A 23,574-nucleotide genomic window follows, 5' to 3' on the forward strand; every position below is an offset into this window, starting at 1 on the left:
AAAAGTCCTCTCAGCGTGTGCGAGAGGACTTTTGAAAAAAGGGTACAACATACCCTAAGTATTTCAAACCGTTACCTTCTCAACCTCACGGGGCTGTGTTAAAGGATCATTATTTAACTGTTGTCAGTATCTCAGTTTTCTTATGATTTGTCAATACTATTTTCGTAAAATATTTAATGCGTCTTCAAACACTTCTGGAATCGGTGCCTCAAACTGAATATATTCACCCGTACGAGGATGATCAAAGCCTAAAATACCCGCATGAAGTGCTTGTCCATTCATATCTAACGTTTTCTTCGGACCATACTTCGGATCTCCTGCAAGTGGATAGCCAATATATTTCATATGAACACGAATTTGGTGCGTACGTCCCGTTTCTAAGCGACATTCTACAAGTGTAAAGTCTTTAAAGCGTTCTAACACTTGGAAGTGCGTAACAGCGTTCTTACCATTTTCATCAACTGTCATACTTTGACGCTCTTTCTTATCACGAGCAATCGGAGCATCAATCGTTCCCTTATCATGCGGAATCACACCGTGTACAATCGCTTTGTAGCGTCTCGTTACTGTTTTTGCTACAAGCTGATTCACAAGCGATTCATGTGCCATATCATTTTTAGCAACCATTAATAGTCCAGATGTATCTTTATCAATACGATGCACGATACCTGGACGCATTACACCGTTAATGCCTGATAAGTCTGTACAATGATGCATAAGGCCATTTACAAGTGTACCACTTGTATGCCCTGGTGCTGGATGTACAACCATACCACGTGGCTTATTTACAACAAGCACATCTGCATCTTCATAATAAATTTCTAAATTTAAATCCTCTGGTTGAATATCTAACTCTTCTGGTTCAGGAATTGTTACTGTAATTTCATCTTCTTCTTTTACTTTATAATTCCCTTTTACCGCTTTCCCGTTTACTGTCACAACGTCATCTTTAATCCATTGCTGCACTTGCGTACGTGACCATTCGTTATTTATCCCTGCAACGAATTTATCAATTCGCTCGTTTTTTTGCTCTGCTGCAACTGTTACTTGTACTACTTCACTCATTCAATTACTCCTTCGCTTTCTTGCCTTCTAATAATGTTTGAATAATAATTAATACAACACCAATACATAATGCTGAATCAGCTATATTGAATACTGGATAGTTGTACGAGAAAATATACACGTGAATGAAATCCACTACTTCTTGTCTAAATACACGATCAATAAAGTTACCAATTGCCCCGCCCAAAATTAGGCCTAACGAAATACCTAGAAGCCTGTCTGTTTTCGCATACTTTTTCATATAAAATACAATAAACACTACAAAAACAACTGTAATAATGTAGAAGAACCACATTTTATTTTCTAAAATACCCCAAGCAGCGCCTCTATTTCGATGTGATGTTATGTATAATACATTGTCGATAATCGGAATACTCGTACCCAATTCCATGTTCTTTACAATTAACCACTTCGATATTTGATCGATAGCAATGACGAATAACGCTATTACATAATATATCATTTTCATTTCCCCCACAAAGACAGTGTACCTCAAAATTTTAGCATAGCTGCTACCTTTTCACAATGAACCTTTATAGAAGAATAAAATAAATTAAAAAAAGGTAATATAATATCGTTGTGCGTATTCATACATTTACCTTTTCATAAAAGAATTCATGAATCGTACGGGCAGTCGGCATTGTCTTCATTTGCTTTGTCGAAATTAATCTCCCCGTCTCTTCACAAATACCATACATGTCTATTTCCATTTTAAATAATGCGCGTTCTACATCCTTTAAATCCTCTTTTATATCATGTAATAGCAATTTTTTCTTTATCTCTTCCTTAATTTCATATCCAAGCTCTTGGCTGAACTCGACATCATATTTGTGCATTACTTCTTTAGCTAGTCTCTCTTGCAACTCTTTTCTCATCAATTGCAATTCTTCTTTTATTTCCATGTAAATTTCATTCACGTGTACATTCCTCCTAGCTGTAATGTACAGTTAGTGTGTCCGAAATTTATTTGCTTACCTCACACACATTTTTCCTTCACAGGAAAGAGTCTGAAAGTGATTTTGATATGCCATAAACAAAAAAACTGACTGCATCAATAGCAGTCAGCTTTTTTTATTATTTTACATAGTTTTCTTTAACAACTGTTGCACAACGCTCACATAATGTTTCATGTTCAGCATCTTTACCAATTGTTTCTGAAACTACCCAACAACGTTCACATGTTTCACCAGTTGCTTGAGCAACAACAACCGCTGTATGTTCATACTTCGGTGCATCTGCTGGCGCTTCATCCATCATACCACCAAGTTTATACTCAGAAACGATGAATAATTGCTTTAAGTCTTCGCTAATAGACTCTAACATAGCTTTCATTTCTGCAGTTGGATATAGCGTAATGCTTGCATTTAATGACTTACCGATTACTTTTTCATTACGAGCTACTTCTAGTGCTTTTAACACGTCATCACGTAATGTCATAAATGCATCCCATTTTGTTTTTAACGCTTCCGCGTCATCTAATTGTACAGCTTCTGGCATATCAGTTAATTGTACACTTTCTTCTGTTACGCCTGGAATGTATGGCCATACTTCATCAGCTGTATGCGGTAAGATTGGTGTTACAAGTTTCGTTAACGCAACAAGAACATCATATAATACAGTTTGAATCGCACGACGATCTTCGTGGTTTGCACCTTCAATATATAAAATGTCTTTTGCAAAGTCTAAATAGAATGAACTTAAATCAATTGTACAGAAGTTATGAATTGCATGATACACAGCAGCGAAGTCGTATGTCTCATATGCTTCTTTAACTTTTGTAATTAAGTCATTTAATTTCACTAACATGTAACGATCTACTTCACGAAGTTCAGCTACAGCTACTGCATTTTCACTTGGCTTAAAGTCGTCTAAGTTTCCTAATAAGAAACGGAATGTGTTACGGATTTTACGATACACTTCTGCTACTTGTTTTAAAATATCATCTGAAATACGTACGTCAGATTGATAGTCAACAGAAGATACCCATAAGCGTAAAATGTCTCCGCCTAATTGATCCATAATTTTCTTCGGTACGACAATGTTTCCAATCGACTTACTCATCTTACGTCCTTCACCATCTAGTACGAAACCGTGACTTAGTACGCCTTTATATGGAGCTTTACCTGTTACAGCAACTGCTGTTGATAATGAAGAGTTAAACCAACCACGATACTGGTCAGATCCTTCTAAATATAAATCAGCTGGACGCTGTAAATCTTCGCGCTCTTCTAATACCGCTTGGTGAGAAGAACCTGAATCGAACCATACATCCATGATGTCTGTTTCTTTACGGAATTCGCCATTTGGGCTACCTGGATGTGTAAATCCTTCTGGTAATAGATCTTTCGCTTCACGCTCGAACCATACGTTAGAACCGTGTTCACGGAATAAATCTGCTACATGGTTAATTGTTTCATCCGTAATAATTGGATCACCATTCTCAGCATAGAATACCGGAATTGGCACACCCCATGCACGCTGACGAGAAATACACCAGTCACCACGGTCACGAACCATATTATGAAGACGAGTTTCTCCCCATGCTGGTACCCATTTTGTTTCTGCTACAGCTTCTATTAATTCTTTACGGAATGCTTCAATAGATGCAAACCACTGTGCTGTCGCACGGAAAATAATTGGTTTTTTCGTTCTCCAATCATGTGGGTATGAATGTGTAATGAATGTTAGTTTCAGTAACGCGCCTACTTCTTCTAATTTTTCTGTAATTGGTTTATTAGCTTTATCATAGAATAAGCCTTCAAATCCAGGTGCCTCATTTGTTAATACACCTTTATCATCGACTGGGCAAAGTACTTCTAATCCATACTTTTTACCAACAACGAAGTCATCTTCCCCGTGTCCTGGTGCTGTATGAACACAACCTGTACCTGCATCTGTTGTTACGTGGTCTCCTAGCATAACTAATGAATCACGATCGTAGAATGGATGTTTTGCAACTGTGTACTCAAGTTCGCTACCTTTTACTGTTTTCACAACTTCAGCATTTTCCCACTCTAACGTTTTTGCAACTGTCTCAAACAGCTCAGAAGCAATGATATATTTCTCATCGTTTACTTTTACAATGCTATATTCAAGCTCTGGGTGAACAGAAATACCTAAGTTTGCAGGTAATGTCCAAGGTGTCGTTGTCCAAATGATGTACTTTTCATCACCTTCTAATACGTTCTTTCCATCTTTTACAGGGAATGCTACGTAAATAGATGCTGATTTTTTATCTTGATATTCAATTTCAGCTTCCGCTAAAGCAGATTCACTCGTTGGAGACCAGTAAACTGGTTTTTGACCTTTATAGATATAACCTTTTTTCGCCATGTCACCAAACACTTTGATTTGTTGTGCTTCATAAGCTGGCTCTAAAGTAATATATGGATTATCCCAATCTGCACGTACACCTAGACGCTTAAATTGTTCACGTTGACGTTCTACTTGTTCATATGCATACTCTGCACATAACTTACGGAACTCAGCAACTGTCATTTCTTTACGTTTTACACCTTTATTTGTTAAAGCTTGTTCAATTGGTAAACCGTGCGTATCCCATCCTGGAACATATGGCGCACTAAAACCAGTCATTGATTTATAACGAACAATAAAGTCTTTTAATACTTTATTTAATGCATGTCCCATATGAATGTCACCATTCGCATATGGAGGTCCATCATGCAATACAAATAAAGGACGTCCTTTTGTATGTTCTTGTACTTTTTCGTAAATATTCATTTCAGCCCATTTTTCTTGCATTGCAGGCTCACGTTTTGGTAAATTCCCACGCATTGGGAACTCTGTTTTTGGCATCAGTAATGTATTTTTGTACTCCATGCTCAATTCCTCCTTACATGTATAAAAGAAACACTTAAAAAACGGAATAAAAAAGAGACCTTCTCATCCCAAAAAGGGACGAGAAAGTCTCCCGCGGTACCACCCTAGTAGATCATATACATATGTATAGAATCCTCTTTATATTCTTAACGCGAATACACGCCTACGCTTACTCTATTTGTTCAGCGCGGAACTCCAGGGTGATATTCCCACTATCTCCTTATCCTGAGCTTACACCATCCTCAGTTCGCTATATAAGGTTTGAAAAGGTACTTATCCCTATCTTCGTTTTTCTTAATAAATATGTTGTTTAAAATTATATGTAATAATGAGAAAAACGTCAAGCTTACACTGTTTCTTCTTTTTTCAACAGTTCATCTACTTCGTCTTCTAATTCAATTAGTTTATCCCAATCATCGTTGTTTAACATCTCAAGCTGTGTTTCTAATAACATACGGAAACGAGTTCGGAATACTTTCGCTTGTTTCTTTAGCTCTTCAATATCAAAAGCAACTTTTCTTGATTTTACTAATGCTTCGTTAATAATACGATCAGCATTCTTTTCAGCTTCACGCACAATTAATTTCGCTTCTTTTTGCGCATTACGTTTTACTTCTTCCGCTGCTTCTTGTGCAACGACGATAGATTTGTTTAACGTATCTTCAATATTAGAGAAATGATCTAACTTCCCTTCTAACTGCGCAACTTTTTCTTCTAAAGCTTTTTTCTCACGAATGACCAATTCATAATCTTTGATAATTTGATCAAGAAACTCATTTACTTGATCTTCATCATAGCCACGGAATCCGCGACCAAATTCTTTGTTATGAATATCTAATGGTGTTAACGGCACAACGCCACCTCCAAGTAGTTATCTAAATTTCCTCTTTCAATTATATCTTTTCTTCGACAAAATAGGAGGATTTCCTTCTAAAAAACCAATCATTTTAGTATACCATACAAAATTCTCCATTTGTCGCGTTTTGTTCTACCTTCTACAGAAAATAATTTACTTCGGCCATATCCTCTAACAGAAAAAACATCTCCTGGATAGCATTCATAAGAAGTTTGCTCCACTGTTTTCCAATTGACTTTTACTAAACCATTTTTTATGAAAGGTTGTACTTTCTGTCTAGATAAATGTAACATTTCAGCTAACATAACATCTAAACGAAGTGAAGAAACCGTTCCAGATTTCTCTCCCCACGTTTCATCTATCTGTAGAATTTGTTCTCCTTGCACTGACGCTAAAGAGACTTTTACTTTCCCTATTGATTGTAAGTTCATCTCAATATACGATACAATTTCTTTCGCAACTACAATTTGGGCACGATTTTCTTGCAGCAAAATATCACCACATTTTTCTCTTGTTAAACCAAGAGACATAAATGTACCTAATATTTGCCTATGTTCTAGCGTATAAAACTTGGAAGGATAGTCAATTTCTAATACTTCTACTTGAAATTCTTCTTCATTTAATTCTAGATAGTCTGGATAAATAAGTGCTCTTTTACGCTCTGCATTAGGCGTTGCACCACCAAATTGTACAGCAACATCACCTTGTCCTATTACCATAGAAACAATTTGTTGTTGCCTAGGATCAAGAAAATCCGTTAACTTCACTTGATGGTACTCCGCCGCTCGCTTCCACTCTAGCACTTTATCCACAAAGACCTCCTCATCAGGCCTAAAATGTTCGTAGATGCTCATGTATTTACCTTCTTACTATAAGAAATAGCTTAATAAACTGAACAAACCAGTTTTAGCAAGTTTCAACGCAAAGATCGCAACGATTGGAGAAATATCAATCATTCCAAGCGGCGGAATAAAGCGGCGGAATGGTTCTAAATACGGTTCACAAATACGTGCCAGGAACTCTCCAAAAGATGATTCCTTTGCACCAGGAAACCATGATAGGAGAATGTAAATAATAAGTGCCCACGAGTAAATCTCGATAGCATAACTTAACACTATAAAAACTGTTGTCATGGCGTATTACCACCTCTTTATATTTGTTTCTTCTTCTTCACCGAATAACTCTGAAATCGCACCAACAATATCTACATTTTCAGGTGTACACATAAATGTTTTCGGCCCTATTTTTTGAATGTCCCCGCCTATAGCGTATACAGTACCACTTAAAAAGTCAACGATACGTACCGCTTGATCAGTAGACATTCTCTGCAAATTAATTACAACAGCTCGTCTACCTTTTAAGTGGTCCGCAATCCCTTGTGCTTCCGAATATGTGCGTGGTTCTAATAAAACAACTTTTGAAGATTGTTTTGCTGTTTCAATACTCACAACATTTTGCTTCGGTTGCGCTTTCGGAAACGTAACGTCTTGTTGTTCTGGTGGATCTTGCTGCTTTTTCATGTCTGTTTGCTCCTTTTCATAACCATATTGAGCTGCTTCTTTTTCTTCCGGTGTATCAAAAAAGAAGTATTTTACTTTTGACCAACTCATAATAAGATTCTCCTTCCTTTTACGCTTTTCCTACTAAAATCGTTCCCAAACGAATATATGTAGCCCCTTCTTCAATTGCAATTGTGTAATCGTTGGACATTCCCATTGATAATTCTTTACATGGCGCATGTAATAACTCTAGCTCCTGCACCTCTGTTTGCAGCATACGTAATTCCTTAAAACAGCGTCTGATTTCTTCCTCTTCTTCTGTAAATGGAGCCATCGTCATTAGTCCAACCACTTCAATTTTATCGAATTCTTGCAAACTTTGAATAAAAGGAACAACCTCTTCTATTGCCAATCCTTGCTTCGATTCTTCAGATGAGGTTTTCACTTGAATAAAGCATTTCACTTTCTTATCAGCACGTTTCTGAATTTCTTTCGCCAGCGAAAGACGATCTAACGAATGTAAATAATCAATTTCATTAATGATTTCTTTTACTTTTCTCGTTTGTAATGAGCCAATAAAGTGCCAATTAACTTTTGAACCGAAATGCTCGTATTTCTGTAAGAAACCTTCATTTCTATTTTCACCTAAATCGATAATTCCAGCTTCAATTACTTCGTTTGTTTTTTCAATCCCTACAGTTTTTGTAACTGCAACAAGTTTAATATCTTGCAACGAACGTCCAGCTCGAGCGCAAGATTCTTTAATAGCTTCATTTACAATTACTAAATTTTCTTGTACTGTCACTTGCTTCCTTCCTCCTTAAAACCTATGAAACTCAACATTCTTCCTGTTTTACCTTGATCACGACGATGAGAGAAAAATAGTTGCTCTTCACAGCTTGTACAAAGAGATGACATTACAATATGCTCTTCTTTTATGCCTGCTTGTACACATAATATACGATTAATTTCTTTTAAATTAATTGCGTACTGCCCGTCAGAAATTTTTTGATGAGGAACAGCACCGCTAACTACTTCCTGTGCTGCTGTTAATACACGATCATCCACAACATAACAACAAGATCCGATCGACGGCCCAATTGCAACATGAATTTCATCACTTGAAATACCTTCTGCATTCCACTTTTGAATCATTTCCTTTGCAATCTCTTGTACAGTGCCTTTCCATCCAGCATGCGCAAGTCCTATCATACCATGTGATGGTGCATAAAAATAGAGCGGAACACAATCCGCGTAACAAGACGTTAACAGAACATCTTCATTACTCGTATAAATGCCATCTGTTTTTGAAATGCCGTCCTCATATGAATAGACACCACTTCCCTTTTCCTGTTGCCCTACTTTTTCAACATGATGAGCATGAACTTGTTCAGAGCAAATCCAGTTTTCTAATGGTTTTTGTAACTTATTTGCTAAAATGCGTCTGTTTTCATGAACGTTCTCCACGATATCATTCACATGTAATCCTAAATTCATCGCATGAAAGGAGCCCGTACTTATCCCACCATCTTTTGTCGTAAATCCAGCAGTAATGTTTCCAAGTTCTTTCCACGCTTGTAAATACAGTATACCGTCCACATATTTAAATGGTTCTCTCATAATAAAGCGGCTCCTTTTAATTAAAATAACAGAAAAAAGCATGGTACTTCCTGTCTATTTTACCATACTTTTATTTTTTCATAATCCTAACAGAAAAAAAAGAGGAATTTGTAATATTCTTTATGAAATTGTCGGTGTTTGTATTGATTCTGTTACAGAATTAACAGGATTTACTCTTACAAGTATGACATCTTCCCCAATTTTCACAATTTCCTTCCAAGGAATTACAATCTCAACATCTTTTCCAAAAATACCTAGCATACGTGTCTGTTTGGAAATAATAACAGAACAAATTTTCCCTGTGTTCATATCAATTTCAATATCTCCAATATTCCCAATCCTTTTTCCATCTGAAATATTTATAACATCCTTCATCTGTAACTCTGAAATTCGTATCACCATTTTTATCCTCTCCCTTATATGACAAATTGGAAACTGTTTCTCATATTTACAGGAAGCCACCTATACGAAACACCATGCTAGTTTCATTATATGAACACTAATCCCCTACTATGAGCACAAACCATATTACATATAAAAAGGTCTCACCATAATTGGTGAGACCTTATCCTTGAATCGTTTTATTCATTTGTTTAATGGCTGACTTCTCTAAACGTGATACTTGCGCTTGGGAAATCCCAATTTCTTCTGCAACTTCCATCTGTGTCTTTCCTTGGAAGAAACGTTTTCTAATAATCATTTTCTCTCTATCATTTAAACGCTTCATTCCTTCTTTCAATGCTAATTCTTCAACCCACTGCTCGTCCTTTTGTTTTTCATCACTTAACTGATCCATAACAAAGATAGGATCTCCCCCATCATTATAAATCGGTTCAAATAATGAAACTGGATCTTGAATCGCATCTAAAGCAAATACTATCTCTTCATGAGTTACTTCTAGCACTTTTGCAATATCCATTGCTGTTGGTTCTTTTGAATTTTCTGCAATCAATTTTTCTCTTACTTGCAAAGCTTTATACGCAATATCTCGCAATGAGCGCGATACGCGAATCGGATTATTATCACGCAAATATCTGCGTATTTCCCCAATAATCATCGGCACAGCATACGTTGAAAATTTTACATTTTGGCCTAAATCAAAATTATCAATTGATTTCATAAGTCCGATGCAACCAACTTGAAATAAATCGTCAACATATTCTCCTCTGTTATTAAATCTTTGGATGACGCTCAGTACAAGACGTAAGTTTCCATTCACTAATTTTTCTCTTGCGCTTATCTCTCCACTTTGCATTTCACGAAATAATTTACGCATCTCTTCATTTTTTAATACTGGAAGTTTAGCTGTATCAACACCGCAAATTTCTACTTTGTTTCTCGTCAAAGTGTTCCCTCCTATCGGGAGTTGCTGTACAGTGTAAAGTATTTCCTTTGAAGGGGATTTTATGCATGTGGTTTTTTCACGATTTATTATTTAAATTATCTTTCCTAATACAACTAAATAGAATAAGACCAGCCTACATAACGGCTGGTCTTATTCTTTACACCATTTTATTAAATTCTTTTCGTAATCTTTTTATAATTCTTTTTTCTAAACGCGAAATGTATGACTGTGAAATCCCAAGCATATCAGCCACATCTTTTTGCGTCTTTTCCTCTCCTCCAGCAAGCCCAAACCGAAGTTCCATAATTTGTTTTTCACGATCATTTAATTGGTGTAATGCTTTCATTAAAAGGTGACGATCTACAGTAGCTTCTAAATCTTTTGTAATAATATCATCATCTGTACCTAACACGTCAGACAATAACAGTTCATTCCCATCCCAATCAATGTTTAGTGGTTCATCAAAAGAAACTTCCGAACGATTTTTGTTATTTCGACGTAAATGCATTAAAATTTCATTTTCTATACAACGCGATGCATATGTTGCTAATTTTATTTTCTTTTCTGGATTAAATGTATTTACCGCTTTAATAAGGCCGATTGTTCCTATACTAATCAAATCTTCAATATTTATCCCTGTATTTTCAAACTTTCTTGCTATATATACAACGAGCCTTAAGTTACGTTCAATAAGTAATGACCTTGCTGCCTGATCTCCTTTTGGCAATTTATTCAAAAGAACTTCCTCTTCTTCTTTTGTTAACGGTGGTGGCAACGCTTCACTTCCACCAATATAATAAATTTCATCGGTCTTAATTCCTAATTTCAGCAATACTTTATACCAAAGGTATACTAAATAAAATTTTAATTTCATCATATTATCCCGCCTCTCATTTATTAAGCGATCACCATTTTTTGCGAAATCAACATTTTTGGATGCACAATACATTGATACTCCCCATTAGTAGACAGCTGTTGTGTATTTAATCCAATTAATACTTTGTTTACAACAATAGAACTACCTTCATGGTCAACTTGCACACTGTCAGGCTTAATTGCCCACAAAAATTGACTCTCTACTCCTACTGCACGGAAAGGAATTAAGCGTAATTTGGTCGCCCAACCAGAATCATTTTCTGGTATTTGAGGAATTTCTGTTTTGGAATAAATTTGTTCTGTTAACCAAGATGGTAAGCAATGTTCTAATGATGAAACATGCATAATCATAACAGGTGTTTTTGTTAATGGGTCATAAAGTTGGTTCCCACTGTCAATAAGACCTGCGAGTTCTAGTTCTTCTTCGGCTAATTGAATTTTTACTTTCACAATTTGATCATAGTGTATTTTCGTGACCTCTACGCTTTCAATACGCTTTTTAGAAAAATAATAAATTACTGGAAAACCAAAAATAACAAATAACCAACTAATTGGATCACCGTAAGAAATTGACTGAGATTGAACCAATCCATTTACCATTTCATTCGTTTGCAAAAAGAAATGAGTTCCAATTAATCCTCCGCCAACCATAAAGGTTACAAAGTAAAAAGTAAAAACAGTTTGTGCATAATTTCTAAATGTCGTAAACCCAAATGCTGTATACACAATAAGTAACGAGTACAGTAGTTTCATAATTGGATGTGTCATCATAGAAGCAAAAGGAGTAAAGGCAAAAATAACAATGGTTGAACCTATAAATGCCCCTAACACAAGCCTCCATCTTTTGATTTTCTTTTTTAACACGGTAGCTGTTAATAAAAGCAAAAGAAAATCAATGCAGGCGTTTAACAACCAAACAACATCGGCGTAAACAACCAAACAATTCACCTCTTTTTTCAAGTTGAGACTAGTATAATGCATATCCAATAGGAAAGTGTGTCAATTTGCGGAGGTGTTTTTTTGTTATTTTGTGATTTCTAGACATAATCTGTCGGTAAAAAATAAAAGTACAAATTCATAGAATGATATACTCTTATTTTCACAAACAAAATATATTGAAATATACGAAATAAAAAAAGACCTGCTTAGCAGGTCTTTTCCATAAAAAATAAAAAGGAGCATGAAAGCTCCTTTTTTTATCGTCTACGACGGTTACGTAAAAATGCTGGAATATCGATATCATCTGAATCTGAATGACGCTCATGTACAACTGGCTCTTCACGCTTCATTTCACGTTTTACTTCACGCTGTTTTGAAGGTTGAGCTACTGGTTGTTGCTGTTGTTGCGTGTGGTTCGCATTCGGACGAATAATTGGTTTTGGTGGTTGAGTTGCAATGCTATCATCAAAACCAGTTGCAATTACAGTTACAACGATATCATCTTTTAATCCTTCGTTAATAACAGAACCGAAGATCATATTTACTTCTGGATCTGAAGCTGAAGCTACGATGTCTGCCGCTTCTTGTACTTCATATAAGCTTAAGTTAGCGCCACCCGTAATGTTCATGATAACACCTTGAGCTCCATCAATAGATGTTTCTAGTAATGGGCTAGAAATTGCTTTTTTCGCAGCTTCTGCAGCACGATTTTCCCCATTACCAGAACCAATACCCATTAAAGCAGAACCTCTATTAGACATAATTGTCTTTACGTCTGCAAAGTCTAAGTTAATTAAACCTGGCGTTGCAATTAAATCCGAAATACCTTGAACACCTTGACGTAATACGTTATCAGCTTCACGGAATGCTTCTAACATTGGCGTATTTTTATCAACAATCTCTAATAAGCGATCGTTTGGAATTACAATAAGAGTATCTACATTTTCTTTAAATGCTGCAATACCAGATGCTGCTTGCGTCGCACGCTTACGTCCTTCAAAAGTAAATGGACGTGTTACAACACCTACTGTTAAAGCACCTAATTCTTTTGCAACTTGAGCAACAACTGGAGCTGCACCAGTTCCAGTTCCACCGCCCATACCGGCAGTTACGAAGACCATATCCGCACCACGAAGTGCTTCTTGGATCTGTTCTTTACTTTCTTCTGCAGCTTTTTTCCCTACTTCAGGGTTTGCGCCTGCACCAAGTCCACGCGTTAATTTTCCACCAATTTGCATTTTTGTTTCAGCTTTTGATAGATTTAATGCTTGTGCATCAGTGTTCACAGCGATAAAGTCTACACCTTGTACACCGTGTTCAATCATACGGTTTACAGCATTGTTTCCGCCACCGCCGACACCGATAACTTTTATATTCGCTAATTGATCTTGAGTAGTATCAAACTCTAACATGTCGAAATCCCCCTAGAACCTCATTTTTCGTGTCCAATTTTAATCCCATAAATAACGGAATACACGTTTTACTTTTGACATCATGCGGTCATCATTTTGATTATTATTGTTTTGATTACGAGTTTTTTGTTTCGTGGGTTGCTGTTGTACCGGCGTTGGTGCTGGTGCTGGTACTGGTTCAAAATGCTCTTGCTTTTCCTGCACATTTTTCCCACGTAATTTAGCTTTTTGATAAGAATGTTTAATTAATCCAACTCCACTTGTATATTGGGGCTCACGCACACCAATATAATCAGGAGTTGCTACACGAACATTTTCATGTAAAATATCATATGCAAGATCAAGAACACCTGGCATAGAAGCAATTCCGCCAGTTAGTACATAACCAGAAGCCACTTGCTTTACTCCTAACTTACGCACTTCATCTTGAACAAACATTAAAATTTCCTCTACACGAGCCTCTATTATATCCGATAATTCCAACTGAGAATATTGTTCTGTTTGATCACTTCCCATAATAGGAACCGTAAACATCTCTTCTTCAGATGCTGTATCATAAAAAGCATGTCCATATTTCAACTTAATTTGATCTGCATTTTCTGTTGAAGTTTTCAACCCAATCGCAATATCTTTCGTTATATGGTCTCCACCTAATGGTAATACGCTTGTCGCTTGTAACTCTCCATCTTTAAAAATAGATAAAGTTGTAGATCCTCCCCCCATATCAACAAGGGCTACTCCTCTATTTTTTTCATCTGAAGATATTGCAACTGTTGCAGCCGCTAAAGGTTGAAGACAAATATCAACAATTTCAAGACCTGCTTTTTCTACACAACGAAGTAGGTTATGTAGTAAAGTTCTCGAGCCTGTAATAAGTGTACCTTCCATTTCTAATCTTACACCGATCATCCCGCGTGGATCGTTAATCTCGTCAAGACCGTCTACGATGAACTGTCGAGGTACCACATCAATAAACTCACGTTCTGGAGCAATTGACACAACTTGTGCTGCATCTAGAACGCGTAAGACATCTTCATTCCCGATTTCACGATCTTCATTTGAAACAGCGACTACTCCGTGACAAGGAAGTAGCTGTACCTGGTTTGCATTGACACCTACTACAACTTGCTCAATGTGGATCCCCACCATGCGCTCAGCTTGTTCAATTGCTTTTTTAATTGATCGAACAGTCTCGTCTATATCAACTATCGATCCCTTCTTTAAACCATTTGATTTTACATTTCCAACACCAATAATGTTTAAGCTGTCATTAACCATTTCACCAATGATGACTTTAACATTGGATGTACCGATGTCAAGACTAACATATATTTCATTGCTGTTCATTCTTTGGCACCTCCTTCTTTATTTATACCATACAACTCAATATATGGAACAACAATCGCAACTTTACTATTTATAAGAAAAATATTCAACGTCTTTATACGTTTCCCTTTTTTAACCCTATATTTTTCTTATTTTTATTTAGCATTCAATTAAGAATATCGCAGTAAACTATGAATAACTGCTTATCTTGAAATAATTCTATTTCGAGTGTAAAGTTTACCGCCAAGTATAAGTCTACACTAAGATGTACTCATAGAAAAGTGAAACTTGTACCAATACTAGTATGAATCTAAGAATTTTTACATATTTTTCATCAAATGAACCATTCTTCTAAATTCGTATACACATAATAGAACATTCGTTTCGTTTTTTCTGCTATAAGTAACGAAAACTACCATTCTATTCTTTTTTTTCTTCCGCACCTAATTCTTTCGTATATGCACCTACTTCTAAGTCAATTAATACCTTCTTACCTGGCTCAATTGTTTTTAAAATAAGCGGATAGGCTTCCATACGTTTTGCGAAATTTTGAATTGTAGTGCTCACTTCATAACCTTCATTCATATATAAAGTAAGATGATCTTCATTCGCATTCGTTGGTGAATAGCGAATCTCCGAAATAGATTTTAAAATAGCTGGTGTTAATTTTTCTAGTTCAGCGATTAACTCCTTCATTTTCTCTTCTTTAAAAGGTTCGAAAATCGGTGCTGCAACAGGAAGTTTTCCGTTAGGTAGTACATCAAGCGTTTTTCCATTCTCTAATAACGGTTGTAATTTTCCCTCTTTATTTATATAACCAATCGTTAAATATTCTTCGATATGAATATCAATATTGTTTGGAAAACGTTTTTTTACATTTACTGCTTTAATTTCTTTTCGCTTCGTTAAGTTTTCTTCAGCTTTATGTGCTGTCACTCGGAAATAACTTGTATCATATGTCACGCCTGAATCCTTCATTACTTGTTCATCCGTCATATAGTGATTTCCAAACACACTAATCTTTTTTATATTACTAAGCGGAGACCGAAAATAAATTAAAAAGAGCACTAATAAAAATAAAATTGATATGTATAAAATCAATCGATGATTAACATTTTTTTTGTTTTTTTTCTTTTGATTTTTCAATTTTGGTACACGATCTTGTAGTTTAATCACTTTACTATTATTCATGTACGATCCCCCTATGTAACATAAAGAACGGCATGTTCCTCATGCCGTTCTTATCTTCTTATTATAACATAAATGATAATGAGCGGAACGAATAACCGTTATCTTCCAATGATTTCTACTTCTGTGTGCATATCTACATCAAATTTATCCTTAATTGTATGTTTTATTAATTCAATTAAAGACAATACATCTTGCGCTGAAGCTCCCCCAGTATTAACAATAAAATTGCCATGCATTTCAGAAATTTGAGCTCCACCAATCCTATAGCCACGAAGCCCTGCTTTTTCTACTAAATCTCCTGCAAAATGTGGGATTGGATTCCGAAATACACTTCCTGCACACGGGTGATTCCATGGTTGCGTTTCACGGCGGTAATCTTTATTATTTTGCATGCTACGTACAATTTCTTCACGTTTCCCCGCCTGTAATTGAAACACCGCCTCTAAAACAATACCAGGACGTTTCGTTTGCAATACAGATGCCCGATAAGAAAACTCCAGTTCTTTATTCGTTAACCAGTCAATTGCACCGTCTTCAAACAGAATGAGAGCCTTCGATAATACACTCGATATATCCGATTTATGTGCACCTGCATTCATATATACTGCACCACCGACACTTCCTGGAATACCGCTTGCAAACTCCAATCCAGCTAACCCTTGACGACTAAGTAAAGTTGACAATTTAATAAGAGGATATCCACTACCAACTCTTACCTTATGTTTTTCGACCTCTAAGTGATCTAATCCTTCTCCTAAACGAATAACAACACCTTCTATGCCTTGATCAGATACAAGAAGGTTTGAACCGCGACCAATTACAGTCCACTTCGTTTTGTATTGCTTTACTAACTGTAATGTTTTTTCAATACCTGCTACATGCTTTGGCACAATTAAAATATCCGCTGGGCCACCTATTTTCATAGTTGTATAACGTGCTAACGGCTCGTTAACCAAAACACGACCAACGTCTGCTTCTATAAGCTCATTTACTAATTGTTCCATAGACAATCTCCCCCATATTAAGTCTCCTTATGACAATAATATGCAGGGCGTTCACCTAACGTTATCCCTCTATTTACGGGCAGTACAGCTCCTAAATCAAAATTAGGTGATAACAAAGAAATTAGGCGGAATGAGGATACCAGTAAACATCCGATTAGTGAAAGGTAATAATCAAAGAGAGAGAATCACTCCCCACTGATTAAAGCCTCACTTTATTTTTTTACAAGTTTATTCATTACTTCATACAGCTTATTTGCTGCATCTGGAATACCTAGTTGCTTAGCAGCTAGCTTCATATTTTGTAATGTTTGTGTATCTAATAAAATCTCATCAATATCACGAATAAGCGTTTCAGCTGTTAAATCTTTTTCAAGTAACATTTTTGCCGCTCCTTTATCAACAACTGAACGTGCATTCTTTTCCTGATGATTATTTGTTACATACGGACTCGGTATTAACACACTTGGTTTTCCTAACGCTGTTAATTCTGCAAGTGTTGTTGCCCCAGCCCTTGAAACAACAAGGTCTACACCAGTTAGTACCTCTGGCATATTATGAATGAACGGCTTAATAATAACATTGCTTGGGTTCCCTTTTTGCTTCACGGCTTCCATCACTTTGTCATAATGTACTTCACCTGTTACATATAGTATTTCGTAGCTTTTGTTCCCAAACTGTTCAATTGCTTCAACGAAGGCATCGTTAATCGGTCTAGCCCCACGACTTCCACCAAATATAAGTACAGACTTTTTAGGAAGAGAAAGCCCAACTGAACGTTTCCCCTTCATTCCATTTTGTTCCATTACCTCTGATGCTCGTGGATTACCTGTCATTACCACTTTTGACTCCGGAAAATGCTCTATAGCTGCTTCAAAACAAACAGCAACTTTATCAACATAACGGCTTAAAAACTTGTTCGTTACACCTGGTACACTATTTTGTTCATGTACAATAGTTGGAATACCTAATTTGGCTGCAGCGTATACAACTGGTCCACATACATATCCACCCGTTCCAATTACGATATCCGGATTAAAACGACGAATATATCGTTTACTATCCTGTACACCTTTTAGAAAACGCATTACTGTTTTCACATTATCTAATGATATTTTTCGTTTAAATCCACTTATAACAATAGATTGAAATGGTATACCTGCTTTTGGAACGATTGTACTCTCTAGTCCATTTTCCGTACCAATATATAAAAATCTTGCTTCTGGATTTAACTTTTTTATTTCTCTAATTAAAGCAAGAGCTGGATAAATATGACCACCAGTACCCCCACCACTCACTAATACACGCACTACTAACTCCTCCGCTTCTCTTTTCTTATTTCCATTATATTTATTTCTATATACATATTGCATTTTTACACACATACGAAAAACCCTGTCTTATAAACAGGGTTTAGTAGCGAGAATGGCGACTTATATTTAATAATACACCTACTGCCATTAACATTAATGTCAAACTTGATCCACCATAACTTAAAAACGGCAAGGTAATACCCGTAACAGGCATTAGTCCTGTTACAACACCAACATTAATCATTACTTGAATCGCAATCATCGCCACAATACCTACTGCTAAAAACGTACCATATAAATCTGGCGCTCCTAATGCGATACGAATCCCGCGCCATAATAATAGACTAAATAATAATAACACAAATGAACCACCAATAAAACCTAATTCCTCGGATAAGATCGCAAATATAAAGTCAGTTTGTGGTTCAGGTAAATAAAGAAATTTTTGTCTACTTTGTCCAAGTCCAAGCCCAAATAATCCACCAGGTCCAATTGCAAGTAATGATTGGATAATTTGAAATCCACTCCCGAGCGGATCTGACCACGGATCTAAATATGATGTAATGCGTTTCATTCGATACGGTGCTGATGCAATTAACCCTACAAATCCTGCTACACCAATCAAACCAAACATTGCAAAGTGAAAAACTCTCGCTCCCGAAATGAATATCATAATGATACATGTCCCAACCATTACCGTTCCTGTCCCAAGGTCTGGCTGTAACATAATCATCCCAAAAGCAAGAAACACAAAACTAAGAGCCGGTAATAAACCACGTTTAAAAGATGTAATCAATTTTTGCCGTTCTGCTAAAAACTTTGCCAAGAAAATAATCATCGCAAACTTCATAAATTCTGACGGCTGAATCGAAAATGCCCCGATTCCAATCCAACTTCGTGCTCCTCCTCGAACAAGACCTACTCCAGGAATAAGAACGAGAATAAGAAGAATGAAGCAAACTAGCAAAATCACTTTTGAATACGTACGCCACACCCAATAATCAATTTTCATAATAAAAAACATAGCTACTACACCAAGACCCGCAAACAGTAATTGTCTTTTTGCAAAAAAGAATGAGTCCCCCATTTTATAAGAGGCCCAAACTGCACTCGCACTATAAACCATAATCATTCCGATTGTCAACAATGAAAGTGTTACGATGATGAGAATAAAATCAGGCGTTTTCTTCATTACCCACAAACACCACCTCTTTAGGCAGAACCTTTTGCCCTATGTAACAAAACATCAGTAGGTGTTAGCCTACTGATGTTTTGATTTACTTTATATAAGTTTATGCACAGCTTGTATAAAAATGTCTCCTCTTTCTTCAAATGTTTTAAATTGATCCCAGCTTGCACACGCTGGAGAAAGAAGAACGACATCACCATCTTTAGAATGAGCATAAGCTTTCACCACTGCTTCATCTAAAGTATCGACACTTTCAATTATATCTAATCCCGCTTTTTCTGCCGCTCTTACTAGTTTAGGAGCTGTTTGTCCAAATGTTACAATCGCTTTTACATTTTTGAAATACGGAATTAAATCATCGAATTCATTTCCGCGATCAAGCCCACCTGCTAGTAACACAATCGGTTGTGTAAACGCAGATAGTGCTTTCTCAGTCGCTAACATATTCGTTGCTTTTGAATCATTATAAAACTTACGGTTGTTAATCGTTGTTACATATTCTAAACGATGTTTTACACCCGTAAAACGTTTTAACACGACCGTAATTGCTTCATTAGAAGTACCTAATAATTTCGCAATACTCATCGCAGCTAAAATATTTTCTAGATTATGTTGACCAGGTAAAACGATATCGCTTACTTCAATAACTTTTTCACCTTTGAAATAAAGAGCGTTATCTTTTATACACGCACCATCTTCATTTTCTTTCGTTGTCGAAAACAGGATTTTTTGACCTTTAGAATACGCAGACAAAGCCATCACATCTGCATCATCCGCATTTATTACACTATAATCATTTTCTGTTTGGTTTTTAAAAATATTTGCTTTTGCTAAACCATATTCTTTCTTCGTCCCATGATAGTCTAAGTGGGCCTCAAATAAATTTAAAAACGCAGCAATTTTAGGTTGGAACAATTCTACTCCCATCAATTGAAACGATGAAAGTTCTGTAACTACAACTTCATTTTCTTTTGCATCCTGTGCTACTTCACACGCTACAGTTCCAATGTTCCCTGCAATTACAGGATGCTTTTGTCCTTCTTTTAGCATTTCAAATGTCAGCATTGTCGTCGTCGTTTTACCGTTAGACCCCGTAATCCCAACAAATGGTGCTTCTGAAATACGATATGCTAATTCAACTTCCGTAACAATCGGAATTTGCTTTTCTTTCGCAGCAACTAATATTGGATTAGAATACGGGATTCCTGGATTTTTTACTACAAGAGAAATATTTCTCTCTAATAATTCTAAAGGATGACCACCGCATACAACGTCCATTCCTTTTGCTTGTAATTCTGCAGCAAGTACATTCTCTGCTAAAGGCTTTCCGTCATTTACAATAACATTTGCCCCTAACTTTTGTAACAATGTAGCTGCTGCATAACCACTTTTTGCAATGCCCAATACAAGAATATTCTTATTTTGAAATTCAGTTACAGTTTTCAATTACATCCACACCCCGATATAAATTCCTAACACAGCTAATAAAAATCCTGCAGACCAAAACGTCACAACAACACGCCACTCTGACCAACCACATAATTCATAGTGATGGTGTAATGGACTCATTTTAAAGACACGTTTTCCTGTTGTTTTAAATGAAATGACCTGAATGATAACCGATAAAGTTTCCATTACGAATACTCCGCCAATAATTACAAGTAGCAATTCTTGTTTTAATAAAATCGCTACAGCTGCAATGGCTCCACCTAAAGCTAATGAACCTGTATCTCCCATAAACACTTTTGCTGGATTCGCATTGAATACTAAAAATCCAAGTACAGCTCCTACAACTGCCATACAGAATATCGCTACTCCAAATTGCTCTTGTGCCACAGCAATAATACTAAATGCTCCAAATGCAATAGCAGCTGTTCCTGATAATAAACCATCTAAACCGTCAGTTAAGTTAACTGCATTTGATCCACCAATAAGCATAAATAGTACAAGTACGAAATACGCCCAACCTAATTCAAACTTAACATCCGTTCCCGGAATCATGATGTATGTGTGGAACGCTTGCCCTTTTCCAATTAAAAAGAATGCAATAGCAATAACAAGCTGACCTACTAATTTTTGCTTTGATGTTAAACCAAGATTTCTCTTCTTAACTACCTTTATGTAGTCATCTAAAAATCCAATCAATCCGTAACCAAACGTCACTAATAGTAATAACGAAACCTCTGCACCTAAATAATTAAACTTAATCGCCATAATAAGTGAAGTTACCATCATAGATACGTATATGACGATACCACCCATTGTCGGTGTCCCTGATTTTTTTTGATGTGACTTTGGTCCCTCATCACGAATACTCTGTCCGAACTTTAATTTTCTTAAAAATGGAATAAACAATGGCGAAAGGGCAACAGAAATTAAGAATGCTACCCCAGCCGTTACTAATAAACCTTGCTCAAGCACATGTAGTCCTCCTCTCACGTTGTTACTCTTCGTTGTTTAAACGCCCTGTAATTGCTTCTTTAGCAACTTCACGATCATCGAAATGATGAACTTCTTTACCAATAATTTGATACGTTTCATGCCCCTTACCAGCAATAATAATGATATCATCTGCTTTCGCTTTAGCGATTGCATGGTGTATTGCTTCTTTTCTATCAATGATCATTTCATAATTTTTCCCGCTTGCACCATGTACCATATCATCTAAAATAGCCGCTGGATCTTCACTTCTTGGATTATCTGATGTATAAATTGCATGAGTTGCATATTTTGTTGCAACACTTGCCATTATCGGTCTCTTCGTTCGGTCCCTATCGCCACCACAACCAACGATACAATACACATCACCTTTTGCAAATTGTTTTGCAGTTTTTAATACATTTTCTAAACTATCTGGCGTATGTGCGTAATCAACAATAACTGTATAATTTTGCCCTCCATCAACAACTTCAAAACGTCCTGGAACCCCAGCTAAATCCTTTATAACAGCAATGATTGTTTCTAATTTCACACCCGAAACAAGTCCTGCTGCTGTTGCTGCAAGTACGTTATATACATTAAATTTACCTATTAATTTCATCGTAACATTTACACTTTCATATGGTGTGACAAGCGTAAATGTAGTCCCGCCACTCGTCATAACGATATTTTTTGCCATAATATCACTTGTTGTATCAATACCATATGTTACAACTGTTGCTGCAGTACTTCTCATATACTCTTCTGTTACATTATCATCGCTATTGAGCACAGCGTACTTTTCACGATTATGATTATAACTATTGCCAAGCTGTGCAAATAGTAACCCTTTTGCATGTTTATATTCTTCCATCGTTTTATGATAGTCTAAATGATCTTGTGTTAAATTCGTAAACACCGCTACATCGTAATCACATCCGTGTACACGACCAAGATCTAACGCATGTGACGAAACTTCCATTACCGTGCTGTCCACACCTTGTTCAACCATTTTTGAAAACGTCTGTTGAAGTGTTAGTGCATCTGGTGTTGTATTTTTCACCTCAAATGTTTCATCACCGATTTTCATATTAATCGTTCCAATTAGCCCTGTTTTATGACCATGTGCTCGCATAATCTCATCCATAATATGCGATGTTGTTGTCTTTCCATTTGTACCTGTAATTCCGATTAAATGTAACTTGTGTGTCGGTTGACCATAAAAATAATCAGCTAAAACCGCTAACGAACGAAAAGTATTTTTCACAAGTACAACTGGAACGTCAACATCAATTGGTCTTTCCGCAACAATAGCAGCCGCTCCTTGTGCCGCTGCTTGCTTAGCAAAATCATGGCTATCAACCGTATATCCTTTCATACATACAAATAAGCTTCCCTCTTTCACTTTACGTGAATCAGCTTCTATAGATGTGATTTCTGGATTTTCTTTTGGAACAACTGGAAAATCATGCAAACATGATACAAGTGTATGCAACTTCATTTCACTAAACCCTCTCTACATTGTTTATTTATCTTTTTTCAGTAAGCAACACATTACCTCCTATATAAGGAGGTAAGTGCTACTGACCTATTTATGAATGAGACACTTACTGTCTCAAATTAAGTAACTGTTCTATAAAGAACTCACTTCCACCAATTGTACCATAAAACGTACTATGTTACC

At 36.3% G+C, this 23,574-nt stretch carries 23 protein-coding genes and 1 other annotated feature; all 23 genes read right to left on the reverse strand.

The features are described from left to right. Positions 1 to 156 precede the first annotated feature (156 nt). Positions 157 to 1,065 carry an RluA family pseudouridine synthase gene (locus GD442_RS18715; protein ID WP_000005829.1) on the reverse strand — a complete coding sequence of 303 codons (909 nt, stop codon included), beginning with the start codon at positions 1,063 to 1,065 and terminating at the stop codon, positions 157 to 159. 4 nt (positions 1,066 to 1,069) lie between these two features. After that, positions 1,070 to 1,528, reverse strand: coding sequence for a lipoprotein signal peptidase LspA (lspA, locus tag GD442_RS18720; protein ID WP_000642185.1), 459 nt, complete (start codon positions 1,526 to 1,528; stop codon positions 1,070 to 1,072). A 124-nt stretch (positions 1,529 to 1,652) separates the two neighbouring features. Beyond that, positions 1,653 to 1,982, reverse strand: coding sequence for a TraR/DksA C4-type zinc finger protein (locus GD442_RS18725; protein ID WP_001002956.1), 330 nt, complete (start codon positions 1,980 to 1,982; stop codon positions 1,653 to 1,655). A gap of 157 nt (positions 1,983 to 2,139) precedes the next feature. Continuing rightward, positions 2,140 to 4,905, reverse strand: a complete 2,766-nt coding sequence (gene ileS2, locus GD442_RS18730; RefSeq protein ID WP_000455951.1) for an isoleucine--tRNA ligase — start codon at positions 4,903 to 4,905, stop codon at positions 2,140 to 2,142. 71 nt (positions 4,906 to 4,976) lie between these two features. After that, positions 4,977 to 5,200: a binding site (T-box leader), on the reverse strand. Between the two features lie 51 nt (positions 5,201 to 5,251). Beyond that, entirely contained in the window at positions 5,252 to 5,758 is a 507-nt protein-coding gene (divIVA, locus tag GD442_RS18735) for a septum site-determining protein DivIVA (RefSeq protein ID WP_001131611.1), read from the reverse strand. Positions 5,759 to 5,847: 89 nt separating this feature from the next. Then, positions 5,848 to 6,615 carry a YlmH family RNA-binding protein gene (locus GD442_RS18740; RefSeq protein WP_002164454.1) on the reverse strand — a complete coding sequence of 256 codons (768 nt, stop codon included), beginning with the start codon at positions 6,613 to 6,615 and terminating at the stop codon, positions 5,848 to 5,850. Positions 6,616 to 6,630: 15 nt separating this feature from the next. After that, positions 6,631 to 6,894, reverse strand: a complete 264-nt coding sequence (locus GD442_RS18745; RefSeq protein ID WP_000214233.1) for a YggT family protein — start codon at positions 6,892 to 6,894, stop codon at positions 6,631 to 6,633. 6 nt (positions 6,895 to 6,900) lie between these two features. Continuing rightward, positions 6,901 to 7,371 (reverse strand): cell division protein SepF, encoded by a 471-nt coding sequence (locus tag GD442_RS18750; RefSeq protein WP_000119129.1) that lies wholly within the window; start codon positions 7,369 to 7,371, stop codon positions 6,901 to 6,903. 19 nt (positions 7,372 to 7,390) lie between these two features. Then, positions 7,391 to 8,065: a YggS family pyridoxal phosphate-dependent enzyme gene (locus GD442_RS18755; RefSeq protein ID WP_000218003.1), complete on the reverse strand. Its 675-nt coding sequence runs from the start codon at positions 8,063 to 8,065 to the stop codon at positions 7,391 to 7,393. Further along, positions 8,062 to 8,880 (reverse strand): peptidoglycan editing factor PgeF, encoded by an 819-nt coding sequence (gene pgeF / locus GD442_RS18760; protein ID WP_001209008.1) that lies wholly within the window; start codon positions 8,878 to 8,880, stop codon positions 8,062 to 8,064. The genes GD442_RS18755 and pgeF overlap by 4 nt, the downstream gene beginning before the upstream one ends. A gap of 120 nt (positions 8,881 to 9,000) precedes the next feature. Further along, positions 9,001 to 9,282 (reverse strand): YlmC/YmxH family sporulation protein, encoded by a 282-nt coding sequence (locus tag GD442_RS18765; RefSeq protein WP_000236745.1) that lies wholly within the window; start codon positions 9,280 to 9,282, stop codon positions 9,001 to 9,003. Positions 9,283 to 9,445: 163 nt separating this feature from the next. Further along, positions 9,446 to 10,225: an RNA polymerase sporulation sigma factor SigG gene (sigG, locus tag GD442_RS18770; RefSeq protein ID WP_000197755.1), complete on the reverse strand. Its 780-nt coding sequence runs from the start codon at positions 10,223 to 10,225 to the stop codon at positions 9,446 to 9,448. Between the two features lie 157 nt (positions 10,226 to 10,382). Then, positions 10,383 to 11,102, reverse strand: a complete 720-nt coding sequence (gene sigE, locus GD442_RS18775) for an RNA polymerase sporulation sigma factor SigE (RefSeq protein WP_000976948.1) — start codon at positions 11,100 to 11,102, stop codon at positions 10,383 to 10,385. Positions 11,103 to 11,122: 20 nt separating this feature from the next. Beyond that, positions 11,123 to 12,040, reverse strand: coding sequence for a sigma-E processing peptidase SpoIIGA (spoIIGA, locus tag GD442_RS18780; protein ID WP_000261975.1), 918 nt, complete (start codon positions 12,038 to 12,040; stop codon positions 11,123 to 11,125). A 257-nt stretch (positions 12,041 to 12,297) separates the two neighbouring features. Further along, complete coding sequence (gene ftsZ, locus GD442_RS18785; protein WP_000888984.1) at positions 12,298 to 13,452, reverse strand: cell division protein FtsZ; 1,155 nt, start codon at positions 13,450 to 13,452, stop codon at positions 12,298 to 12,300. Between the two features lie 39 nt (positions 13,453 to 13,491). Beyond that, positions 13,492 to 14,799, reverse strand: coding sequence for a cell division protein FtsA (ftsA, locus tag GD442_RS18790; RefSeq protein WP_001087558.1), 1,308 nt, complete (start codon positions 14,797 to 14,799; stop codon positions 13,492 to 13,494). Between the two features lie 399 nt (positions 14,800 to 15,198). Continuing rightward, on the reverse strand, positions 15,199 to 15,969 hold the full coding sequence (gene divIB, locus GD442_RS18795; protein ID WP_001065793.1) for a cell division protein DivIB: 771 nt from the start codon (positions 15,967 to 15,969) through the stop codon (positions 15,199 to 15,201). 98 nt (positions 15,970 to 16,067) lie between these two features. Continuing rightward, positions 16,068 to 16,973, reverse strand: coding sequence for a UDP-N-acetylmuramate dehydrogenase (gene murB / locus GD442_RS18800; RefSeq protein ID WP_000437020.1), 906 nt, complete (start codon positions 16,971 to 16,973; stop codon positions 16,068 to 16,070). Positions 16,974 to 17,185: 212 nt separating this feature from the next. Then, positions 17,186 to 18,280, reverse strand: a complete 1,095-nt coding sequence (gene murG / locus GD442_RS18805; protein WP_011110342.1) for an undecaprenyldiphospho-muramoylpentapeptide beta-N-acetylglucosaminyltransferase — start codon at positions 18,278 to 18,280, stop codon at positions 17,186 to 17,188. Positions 18,281 to 18,383: 103 nt separating this feature from the next. Then, positions 18,384 to 19,475, reverse strand: coding sequence for a stage V sporulation protein E (gene spoVE, locus GD442_RS18810; RefSeq protein ID WP_000753520.1), 1,092 nt, complete (start codon positions 19,473 to 19,475; stop codon positions 18,384 to 18,386). Between the two features lie 90 nt (positions 19,476 to 19,565). Then, on the reverse strand, positions 19,566 to 20,918 hold the full coding sequence (gene murD / locus GD442_RS18815) for a UDP-N-acetylmuramoyl-L-alanine--D-glutamate ligase (RefSeq protein WP_000860117.1): 1,353 nt from the start codon (positions 20,916 to 20,918) through the stop codon (positions 19,566 to 19,568). Further along, entirely contained in the window at positions 20,919 to 21,893 is a 975-nt protein-coding gene (gene mraY / locus GD442_RS18820; RefSeq protein ID WP_000893060.1) for a phospho-N-acetylmuramoyl-pentapeptide-transferase, read from the reverse strand. Between the two features lie 22 nt (positions 21,894 to 21,915). Next, positions 21,916 to 23,391: a UDP-N-acetylmuramoyl-L-alanyl-D-glutamate--2,6-diaminopimelate ligase gene (gene murE, locus GD442_RS18825; protein WP_000766313.1), complete on the reverse strand. Its 1,476-nt coding sequence runs from the start codon at positions 23,389 to 23,391 to the stop codon at positions 21,916 to 21,918. Positions 23,392 to 23,574 lie beyond the last annotated feature (183 nt).

The sequence above is a fragment of the Bacillus sp. A260 genome (assembly GCF_009861435.1).
Classification (GTDB): domain Bacteria; phylum Bacillota; class Bacilli; order Bacillales; family Bacillaceae_G; genus Bacillus_A; species Bacillus_A cereus.

Excerpts from the sequence above, each read along its gene's own strand:
- GD442_RS18715 (WP_000005829.1), bottom strand. The coding sequence starts at position 1,065 with ATGAGTGAAGTAGTACAAGTAACAGTTGCAGCAGAGCAAAAAAACGAG.
- lspA (WP_000642185.1), bottom strand. The coding sequence starts at position 1,528 with ATGATATATTATGTAATAGCGTTATTCGTCATTGCTATCGATCAAATA.
- ileS2 (WP_000455951.1), bottom strand. The coding sequence starts at position 4,905 with ATGGAGTACAAAAATACATTACTGATGCCAAAAACAGAGTTCCCAATG.
- GD442_RS18740 (WP_002164454.1), bottom strand. The coding sequence starts at position 6,615 with ATGAGCATCTACGAACATTTTAGGCCTGATGAGGAGGTCTTTGTGGAT.
- GD442_RS18745 (WP_000214233.1), bottom strand. The coding sequence starts at position 6,894 with ATGACAACAGTTTTTATAGTGTTAAGTTATGCTATCGAGATTTACTCG.
- GD442_RS18750 (WP_000119129.1), bottom strand. The coding sequence starts at position 7,371 with ATGAGTTGGTCAAAAGTAAAATACTTCTTTTTTGATACACCGGAAGAA.
- pgeF (WP_001209008.1), bottom strand. The coding sequence starts at position 8,880 with ATGAGAGAACCATTTAAATATGTGGACGGTATACTGTATTTACAAGCG.
- GD442_RS18765 (WP_000236745.1), bottom strand. The coding sequence starts at position 9,282 with ATGGTGATACGAATTTCAGAGTTACAGATGAAGGATGTTATAAATATT.
- sigE (WP_000976948.1), bottom strand. The coding sequence starts at position 11,102 with ATGATGAAATTAAAATTTTATTTAGTATACCTTTGGTATAAAGTATTG.
- ftsZ (WP_000888984.1), bottom strand. The coding sequence starts at position 13,452 with ATGTTAGAGTTTGATACTACTCAAGATCAATTAGCGAATATAAAAGTT.
- ftsA (WP_001087558.1), bottom strand. The coding sequence starts at position 14,799 with ATGAACAGCAATGAAATATATGTTAGTCTTGACATCGGTACATCCAAT.
- divIB (WP_001065793.1), bottom strand. The coding sequence starts at position 15,969 with ATGAATAATAGTAAAGTGATTAAACTACAAGATCGTGTACCAAAATTG.
- murB (WP_000437020.1), bottom strand. The coding sequence starts at position 16,973 with ATGGAACAATTAGTAAATGAGCTTATAGAAGCAGACGTTGGTCGTGTT.
- spoVE (WP_000753520.1), bottom strand. The coding sequence starts at position 19,475 with ATGAAGAAAACGCCTGATTTTATTCTCATCATCGTAACACTTTCATTG.
- murE (WP_000766313.1), bottom strand. The coding sequence starts at position 23,391 with ATGAAGTTGCATACACTTGTATCATGTTTGCATGATTTTCCAGTTGTT.